8 protein-coding genes and 1 tRNA gene are annotated in these 7,426 nt (G+C 60.5%); 1 reads left to right on the top strand and 8 read right to left on the bottom strand.

The genetic code is table 11. The features are described from left to right. Positions 1 to 339 precede the first annotated feature (339 nt). Both GH663_RS19565 and GH663_RS19560 read right to left on the bottom strand, forming a co-directional pair. Entirely contained in the window at positions 340 to 597 is a 258-nt protein-coding gene (locus GH663_RS19565) for a hypothetical protein (RefSeq protein WP_066885060.1), read from the bottom strand. A 63-nt stretch (positions 598 to 660) separates the two neighbouring features. Continuing rightward, positions 661 to 736 (bottom strand) — tRNA-Ala (locus GH663_RS19560). Between the two features lie 129 nt (positions 737 to 865). Here GH663_RS19560 and GH663_RS19555 point away from each other — a divergent pair. After that, complete coding sequence (locus GH663_RS19555; protein ID WP_153133273.1) at positions 866 to 1,201, top strand: 4a-hydroxytetrahydrobiopterin dehydratase; 336 nt, start codon at positions 866 to 868, stop codon at positions 1,199 to 1,201. 4 nt (positions 1,202 to 1,205) lie between these two features. On the opposite strand, the gene GH663_RS19550 is transcribed toward GH663_RS19555, so the two are convergent. From GH663_RS19550 to GH663_RS19525, 6 genes are all read right to left on the bottom strand, one after another. After that, positions 1,206 to 2,201 (bottom strand): L-threonylcarbamoyladenylate synthase, encoded by a 996-nt coding sequence (locus tag GH663_RS19550; protein WP_153133272.1) that lies wholly within the window; start codon positions 2,199 to 2,201, stop codon positions 1,206 to 1,208. Beyond that, entirely contained in the window at positions 2,198 to 3,340 is a 1,143-nt protein-coding gene (locus tag GH663_RS19545; RefSeq protein ID WP_153133271.1) for a 5-(carboxyamino)imidazole ribonucleotide synthase, read from the bottom strand. The genes GH663_RS19550 and GH663_RS19545 overlap by 4 nt, the downstream gene beginning before the upstream one ends. A 14-nt stretch (positions 3,341 to 3,354) precedes the next feature. After that, positions 3,355 to 3,852, bottom strand: a complete 498-nt coding sequence (purE, locus tag GH663_RS19540) for a 5-(carboxyamino)imidazole ribonucleotide mutase (RefSeq protein ID WP_066885069.1) — start codon at positions 3,850 to 3,852, stop codon at positions 3,355 to 3,357. Further along, on the bottom strand, positions 3,849 to 4,703 hold the full coding sequence (gene folD / locus GH663_RS19535; RefSeq protein ID WP_066886411.1) for a bifunctional methylenetetrahydrofolate dehydrogenase/methenyltetrahydrofolate cyclohydrolase FolD: 855 nt from the start codon (positions 4,701 to 4,703) through the stop codon (positions 3,849 to 3,851). The genes purE and folD overlap by 4 nt, the downstream gene beginning before the upstream one ends. 73 nt (positions 4,704 to 4,776) lie before the next feature. Next, entirely contained in the window at positions 4,777 to 5,388 is a 612-nt protein-coding gene (locus GH663_RS19530; protein WP_153133270.1) for an indolepyruvate oxidoreductase subunit beta, read from the bottom strand. Next, positions 5,385 to 7,259: a thiamine pyrophosphate-dependent enzyme gene (locus GH663_RS19525; RefSeq protein ID WP_153133269.1), complete on the bottom strand. Its 1,875-nt coding sequence runs from the start codon at positions 7,257 to 7,259 to the stop codon at positions 5,385 to 5,387. The genes GH663_RS19530 and GH663_RS19525 overlap by 4 nt, the downstream gene beginning before the upstream one ends. Positions 7,260 to 7,426 lie beyond the last annotated feature (167 nt).

Genomic DNA, 7,426 nt, shown 5'->3' with positions numbered 1-7,426 from the left:
TTTAATACTTTTGTGCAACTTGCGTTGCTAGCATCAAGGCACCCACACCTATCGGTTGTTCAAGTTGTTAAAGATCAATTCCGCCGCGCCGTCGTTTTCACTTCGTCTGCAGCAGAGAGGCGAGATTATGAAGAACTTCTTACAAACCGTCAAGCTTTTCTTCAAATCTTTTTCACCGCCCTTTACTTCCACTTCACCCTTCAACCACCCCGGGAAGCCCCGGCGCCGCTGAAGAGGTGCGCATTATATACACGCCCGAACCTTCGTCAACCACTTTCAACACCAACCTTAATAAAGCGAAATCCGGCACATCTGAATCGGCTCTCACTGGCACCGTATCTAGCGACCAGCCTTTGCCGCTGTTTCAAGCCAGCGATCCAGCTCATCTCGCTCAATGAAGGTTTCCAGACGATTGATATTGCCGGGCAATTGTTTGCCCTCCCACTGCTCGGTTGCCCACCGTTTGACACTAGCCGCCAGTTCGTTGTGTTCAATTGCCCGCGCCAGCATGACTTCCGCCTCGTGCTCAGAAGTCAGCCCTGGCGCAATAAGCCGGGCTGCATCATGGAGACTCAGGGCTGTTTTCAGCTTATCCATAAACCACCTCCAAGAAAGAAAAGCAAAAAGGCCTGAATCATCAGGCCTTTTTATCGAGTTTGGTGGTGGAGAGGATGAGGATCGAACTCACGACCTCCGCATTGCGAACGCGGCGCTCTCCCAACTGAGCTACCCCCCCAACGCGCAGAGATTCTATCTCACTCCAATTCGCTTATCAAAGGCAATCTCAGCGGGGCTTCCTGGTTTTGAACCAACCCAGGGCAAGGGGTTCTTATATAGACAGCCAATTAGCGCAAGAGGAAAACCAATGAGTCTTTGCGACATCGCCGAGCGCCGTTGCCAACCCTGCGAAGGCGGCACCGCTGCCCTTGACCCGGCCACCGCCGAATCGCTGCTGCTCTCGCTCCCCGGATGGAAGCTCAGTGAGCAGCAAATTGAAAAGACCTTCAATTTCAAGAACCACTATGAAACGATGGCCTTTGTAAATGCGATTGCCTGGGTATCTCACCGGGAAAACCACCATCCCGAACTACGGGTTGGTTACAAGGATTGCCGGGTGAGCTACTCGACCCATGCCATCGGCGGCTTGTCGGAAAACGATTTTATCTGCGCCGCCAAGCTCGAGCACCTATTGGAGATATAGGCACTCAGCCCTGACCGGCACCCGCCGCTGCTCGCCGCAAGCGGTCGGCGACCGCAGCCCACACTTGTTCGGCCGGCAAAGCCTCAACGGCAATCAGATCGACGCCGGCATGATCCATTTCGCGCAGCGCTGCATACAGTTCATGCGCATAGCAGACCGGGTCAGCCGGGAGCATGCGCCAGCAATGGGGGAAGCCGGCTTGCGGTGGCTGGCTGTGGCAAATGACGCCGCAACGCCCGCCTTTGTGGCGCTGGGCATTGAGGAAATCAAGCAGGCGTTCGCTACCAACCAGGCGCATTGGCGTTTGCGGGGCGTAATGAGCTTCAAGCGACCCGGAGACCCGCGGCGCGCCAGTCGCCGTTTCAAACAAAGGGACCAGACCGAGCACCGCCTCCAGATGGGTCGGGCCGATATGCCCGGGGCGCAGCACGACCGGCTGCCCTCGCGAACAATCGACGATCGTCGACTCGATGCCCACCTTGCAGGCGCCACCATCAAGAATCAGCGGCACTTGATCACCCAGCTCTTCTTGAACATGCGCCGCAGTGGTTGGACTGATCCTCCCGAAGCGGTTGGCCGACGGCGCGGCGATACCGGCATGCTCCCCCGCCACCGCAGCAAAGCGGCGCAACAACTTGAGGGCAACCGGATGACCCGGCACCCGCAAGCCGACGGTATCCTGGCCACCGGTTACCGCATCGGGCACCCAGGCCTGCTTTTTCAGGATCAGGGTCAGCGGGCCGGGCCAGAAGGTTTCCATCAATTCCCAGGCAACAGCAGGAACCTGCTCGGCCCAGTGGTCGACCGCATCATGCCCGGCGAGATGGACGATCAGCGGATGATCGGCCGGCCGTCCCTTGGCGGCGAAAATCTTGGCGACGGCGGCCGGGTTGGCGGCATCCGCCCCCAGGCCGTAAACCGTCTCGGTCGGAATGGCGACCAGTTCGCCGGCGCGCAACAACTCGATGGCGCGGGCGTAATCGGCGTCCGAAGGCGTCATTCGTCCTTGATGCCAATGGCGGCACGGGCGGCCAGCGCGGTTTTCTGCACCGCCTCGGCGTTGTCGCCGATCACCGTGAAGTGGCCCATCTTGCGCCCCGGACGAGCGTGATGCTTGCCATAGAGATGTAGCTTCAGATTGGGGATCGCATACAGCGTGGTCCAGTCCGGCTCGCGGTAGGTTTCACCGTCATACCAGAGGTCGCCGAGCAGATTGACCATCACCGAAGCCGAGTGAGCACGTGCTTCGCCGAGCGGCAAACCGCACAGCGCGCGAACCTGTTGCTCGAACTGATTGGTGACGCAGGCATCGATGGTGTAGTGACCGCTGTTGTGGGGCCGAGGCGCCATTTCATTGACGATCAACTGGCCACGGCAGATGAAGAACTCAACACCCATGGTGCCGATATAGCCGAGCTTTTCGGCGATGCGCGCAGCGACCTCCTCGGCTTCGCCACGGACGCAACCGGTGGTCCGTGCCGGCACGATGGAGACATCGAGAATGCCCTTGGTGTGCTGGTTTTCACCGGTCGGGAAGCATTGCACCTGGCCGCGCTCGTCACGGGCGAGGACGACGGAAACTTCGTAATCGAGCGTTAGGCGCTGTTCGAGGACGCAATGCTCGCCCTTGAACTGGCCGAAAGCCAAAAGCGCTTCTTCGCGGTTGTTGACCGTGACTTGCCCCTTGCCGTCGTAGCCGAAGCGGGCGACTTTCAGGATGGCCGGGAACAACGCCAGGTCGGCATTGCGGATATCGTCTTCGCAATTGATCGCGGCAAACGGACCGTGCGGCAGACCGTTGTCGCGCAGGAAGGATTTTTCGGCGATGCGGTTCTGGCAGACGGCAACCGCCGCTGCCGACGGACGCACCGGCACGAACTTGGCGAGGTAATCCAGCGTAGCAGCCGGAACGTTCTCGAATTCGGTGGTGATCGCCGCGCAGCCGTTGGCAAATTCATCGAGCGCCGCGTAGTCATCATAAGAGACGCAGAAATGGCGTTCGGCGATCTGAGCAGCCGGGGAATTCTTGTCCGGGTCGAGCACCCAAACCTGGTAGCCCATTTCGTGGGCAGCCGTCACAAAGAAGCGGCCGAGCTGACCGCCCCCGAGCATGCCCAGCGTGGCGGGCGGCAGGATCATTGTCGACGACATCCTTATACTTCCGGCAATTTCATGGCCAGCACCTTTTCGGTCTGAGCCTGGCGGAAAGCCTGCAATTTGGCGTTCAATTCCGGGTTGTCATTGGCCAGCATGGCGACGGCGAACAAGGCCGCGTTGGCGGCGCCGGCTTCGCCGATGGCGAAGGTGGCGACCGGAATGCCCTTCGGCATCTGGACAATGGAATGCAGCGAATCAACGCCAGAGAGCGCCTTCGACTGGACCGGCACACCGAGTACCGGGACGATGGTCTTGGCGGCTAGCATGCCCGGCAGGTGGGCGGCGCCACCGGCGCCGGCGATGATCGCCTTGAGACCGCGCTCGCCCGCCATCGCGGCGTAATCGAAGAGCAGATCCGGCGTGCGGTGCGCCGAGACGACACGGCTTTCAAAGGGCACGCCGAATTCCTTGAGAATCACGGCGGCGGCCTGCATGGTCGGCCAATCGGAATCGGAGCCCATGACAACGCCGATCAGCGGCTGATGATTGCTCATAGTCCGGCCTTTCGTTCGGCGGCTTCGATGGTGTTGGCGAGCAACATGGTGATGGTCATCGGACCGACGCCACCCGGCACCGGCGTGATCTGGCCGGCAACTTCCTTGCAGCCATCAAAATCGACGTCACCACAGAGTTTACCGTCGGGCAGACGGTTGATGCCAACGTCGATGACGACGGCACCCGGCTTGACCATGTCGGCGGTGACGAAACGCGGCTTGCCGACAGCAGCGACCAAAATGTCGGCGCGACGGGTATGGGCCAGCAGGTCTTTGGTGCGCGAATTGCAGACGGTGACCGTGGCGCCGGCATTGATCAGCAACAGCGCCATGGGTTTACCGACGATGTTGGAGCGGCCGATGACCACGGCTTCCTGACCGGTCAGGTCGACGTTGCCCTTCTCGAACATCTTCATTACGCCATACGGCGTGCAGGGGATGAAGCGCGGATTGCCCTGGGCCAGCGCGCCGACGTTTTCGGCGTGGAAACCATCGACATCCTTCTCGGCGGCAATCGCTTCGAGCACGGCTTCTTCATCGAAATGCTTGGGCAGCGGCAACTGAACGAGGATGCCGTGGATATTCGGGTCGGCATTCAGTTCGGCGATCTTTTTCAGCACCGTGGTCTGGTCGACCGCAGCATCGTAAGTGATCTTCTCGGAGTGCATGCCGATGGCCAGGCAACCATTGACCTTGTTGCGTACATAGACCTCGGAAGCCGGGTCTTCACCGACCAGAATAACCACCAGGCCGGGCCGGTGACCCTTGGCAGCCAGCGCTTCCACACGGGCCTTGAAGCTCTGGCGAAGTTCCTCGGCCAGGGCCTTACCGTCGATAATTTGTGCCGTCATCGTCGCATCCAACAAAAAAGAAAAGGGGAAAGGCGAAGGCCTTTCCCTTTGAATTGGCGCGCATTTTATCAGATTACGCCAAGGCAGCCTCAGCTTCGCCAACCGCGGCCCGTCCGGCGGCAAAAGCCCGCCGGTTCAGCTCGACCAGTTTTTCGCCCTTGCGCTGAAAACGCTGGAGAACACAGGCGAGTAGCGTTTCGGCCGAAAACGGCAGATGATCGGCGATGGCGCCGAGCATCACGGTATTGCCGAGCCGGATGTCGCCGAGTTCCTGGGCAATCGTCGTCGCGTCGAAGGCGACGACCTTGTTGCCGCTCTTCCTGATTTCGCCGAGCGGGTCGGCCGGATAATCGAACAAGCCGAGTTCGACCACCGGCGGCACCAGCCGGGCCGTATTCATCAACGTGATACCACCCGGCCGCAACATGTGCTGCCAGCGCATCGCTTCGGCCGATTCGAAACCGAGCAGCACATCGGCCGTGCCCGGCGTAATCTGCGGCGACAGCACCTTCTGGCCGAAACGCAGGTGCGAGGAAACCACCCCGCCACGTTGCGCCATGCCGGCCACTTCCGTCTTCTTGGCATCGTGACCGAGAGCGATGGCTGCTTCGGCGAGGATTTCAGTCGCCGTCATGACACCCTGGCCGCCGATACCGACAACGAGGATATTGGTCGTTGCACTCATGCCGGACAGCCTTTCTTGACGAGTTGGATCGGCGACACCGGCGCGTAATGAACGATCGCCCCCGGCGCGCAGGGCTGGACGCACAGCGTACAGCCGGTACACACCGAGCTTTCAATGCGGACGAAGGCGAGATCGACTTCGCGACCGCTCGGCTTGATTTCCTTGGCCCGCCGCGTGACATGGATGGCCGGGCAGCCGACATCGATGCAGTTGCCGCAACCGGTGCACCTGTCTTCGATCACCTCGAAGGGTTTCAGCTTGTGGTAATCCTTGATCAACACGCAGGGCTGGTCGGTGATGATGACCGACACTTCCGGTACCTTGACCTCGTCGCGGATGGTCTTGAACAAAACCGGCAATTCATAGGGGTTGACCGTATGAATGCGCTCTTCCTTGACACCGAGCGCCGCCACCAGCTTGGCGAAATCGACGCGCGGCGCATCATCGCCATATATATCCCGCCCATTGCCTGGGTTGTCCTGGCCGCCGGTCATGCCGACGGCGCGGTTGTCGAGCAGCAGCACGGTGACATTGCCCTTGTTGTACACCATGTCGAGCAGGCCCTGCATGCCCATGTGCAGGAAGGTCGAGTCGCCGATCACGGCAACGATCCGCTTGTCCTTGTCGGCCTCGCCGCGCCCCTTGTCGAGGCCGAGCGCCATGCCCATCGAGGCGCCCATCGAGACGCAGGTATCGAGTGCATTCCACGGATGACCGGCGCCCAGCGTGTAACAGCCGATATCGCCGGAAATGGTCAGGTTGCGCACCTGCGACAGCGTGTAATAGACACCGAGGTGCGGACAGGCGACGCACATCGTCGGCGGGCGCGGGAAAACCTGCATTGGCGCGATGGCTTGCGCGGCCGGCACTTGTTCGCCGAGCAGGCGGGCGATGGCCGGCTTCAGCACGTTCGGCGCCAACTCACCCTGCAACGGCAGGATTTCCTTGCCGATCACATTCAGGCCCTGCGCCTTCAATTCGGTCTCGACCAGCGGTTCGACTTCCTCGACCACCACCACCTGATCAACCAGCGCCGCCAATTCGCGACATTTCTCGAACGGCACCGGCCAGGAGAAGCCAAGTTTGAGCACCGGCGCTTCCGGGAAGGATTCCTTGACGTGCATGTAGGCCGGGCCGGAGGCGATGAAACCGAGACGGCGATCCGCTCCCGGCTCGATGAAGTTCAGTGCCGAGATTTCAGCCAGTGCCCGCAATTCGCTGTCACGCTTGAACATCAGCGGAATACGCTTGCCGGCATTGCCCGGCACCATGACGAAGCGCCCCGGTTCCTTCCTGAAGCCGGCCCCAACGTGCGGTACACGCTCACCAACCTGGACCAGCGACTTGACATGATTGATCCGCGTCGTCATGCGCAGGATGACCGGCACCTGGAATTTCTCCGACAGTTCGTAGGCGGCCAGCGTCATCGCGTAGGCCTCCTGCGAATCGGCCGGCTCGAATACCGGCACGTGCGCGAAGCGCCCCCAGTAGCGCGAGTCCTGCTCGTTCTGTGACGACGACAGGCCGACGTCGTCGGCAATGGCAATGACCAGGCCGCCGATGACGCCGGTCAGGGTCAGCGTCATCAGCGCGTCGGAGGCGACATTCATGCCGACATGCTTCATGCAGCAGAAGGCGCGCGAACCGGCATAGGCGGCGCCGATCGCCACTTCCAGCGAAACCTTCTCATTGACCGACCACTCGGCGTAGAGGTCCGGGTAGGTCGATATGACTTCCAGCATCTCGGTCGATGGCGTCCCCGGATAGGCCGCGGCGACCTTGACGCCTGCCTCCCAGACGGCGCGGGCGACCGCTTCGTTACCGGATAAAAGTAGGCGGCTCGCCGCCGGCGCTGGCATCACTGCTGCCATGGGTGCTCCCGTCATCAATACGAAAACCTTCGATTATAGGGAGCCGCCCAAAGCGCAATTTGATACAGCGCAACTGATTTCGTCTTTTAGTTTTGTTTCACTTTGTGCGCAAAAAATATTGCATTAGGGATACTCCCAATATTGCACGATGCGAAGTTTGTTTTTAC

The organism is Dechloromonas hortensis (genome assembly GCF_009469765.1).
Lineage (GTDB): Bacteria > Pseudomonadota > Gammaproteobacteria > Burkholderiales > Rhodocyclaceae > Azonexus > Azonexus hortensis.
Note: the sequence above shows the minus strand (reverse complement) of the source record. Positions and strands in the feature narration are given on the sequence as shown.

Bases quoted from the DNA above. Each gene is read 5' to 3' on its own strand.
- GH663_RS19565 (WP_066885060.1), bottom strand. From the start codon at position 597: ATGGATAAGCTGAAAACAGCCCTGAGTCTCCATGATGCAGCCCGGCTT.
- GH663_RS19555 (WP_153133273.1), top strand. From the start codon at position 866: ATGAGTCTTTGCGACATCGCCGAGCGCCGTTGCCAACCCTGCGAAGGC.
- GH663_RS19550 (WP_153133272.1), bottom strand. From the start codon at position 2,201: ATGACGCCTTCGGACGCCGATTACGCCCGCGCCATCGAGTTGTTGCGC.
- GH663_RS19545 (WP_153133271.1), bottom strand. From the start codon at position 3,340: ATGATCCTGCCGCCCGCCACGCTGGGCATGCTCGGGGGCGGTCAGCTC.
- purE (WP_066885069.1), bottom strand. From the start codon at position 3,852: ATGAGCAATCATCAGCCGCTGATCGGCGTTGTCATGGGCTCCGATTCC.
- folD (WP_066886411.1), bottom strand. From the start codon at position 4,703: ATGACGGCACAAATTATCGACGGTAAGGCCCTGGCCGAGGAACTTCGC.
- GH663_RS19530 (WP_153133270.1), bottom strand. From the start codon at position 5,388: ATGAGTGCAACGACCAATATCCTCGTTGTCGGTATCGGCGGCCAGGGT.
- GH663_RS19525 (WP_153133269.1), bottom strand. From the start codon at position 7,259: ATGGCAGCAGTGATGCCAGCGCCGGCGGCGAGCCGCCTACTTTTATCC.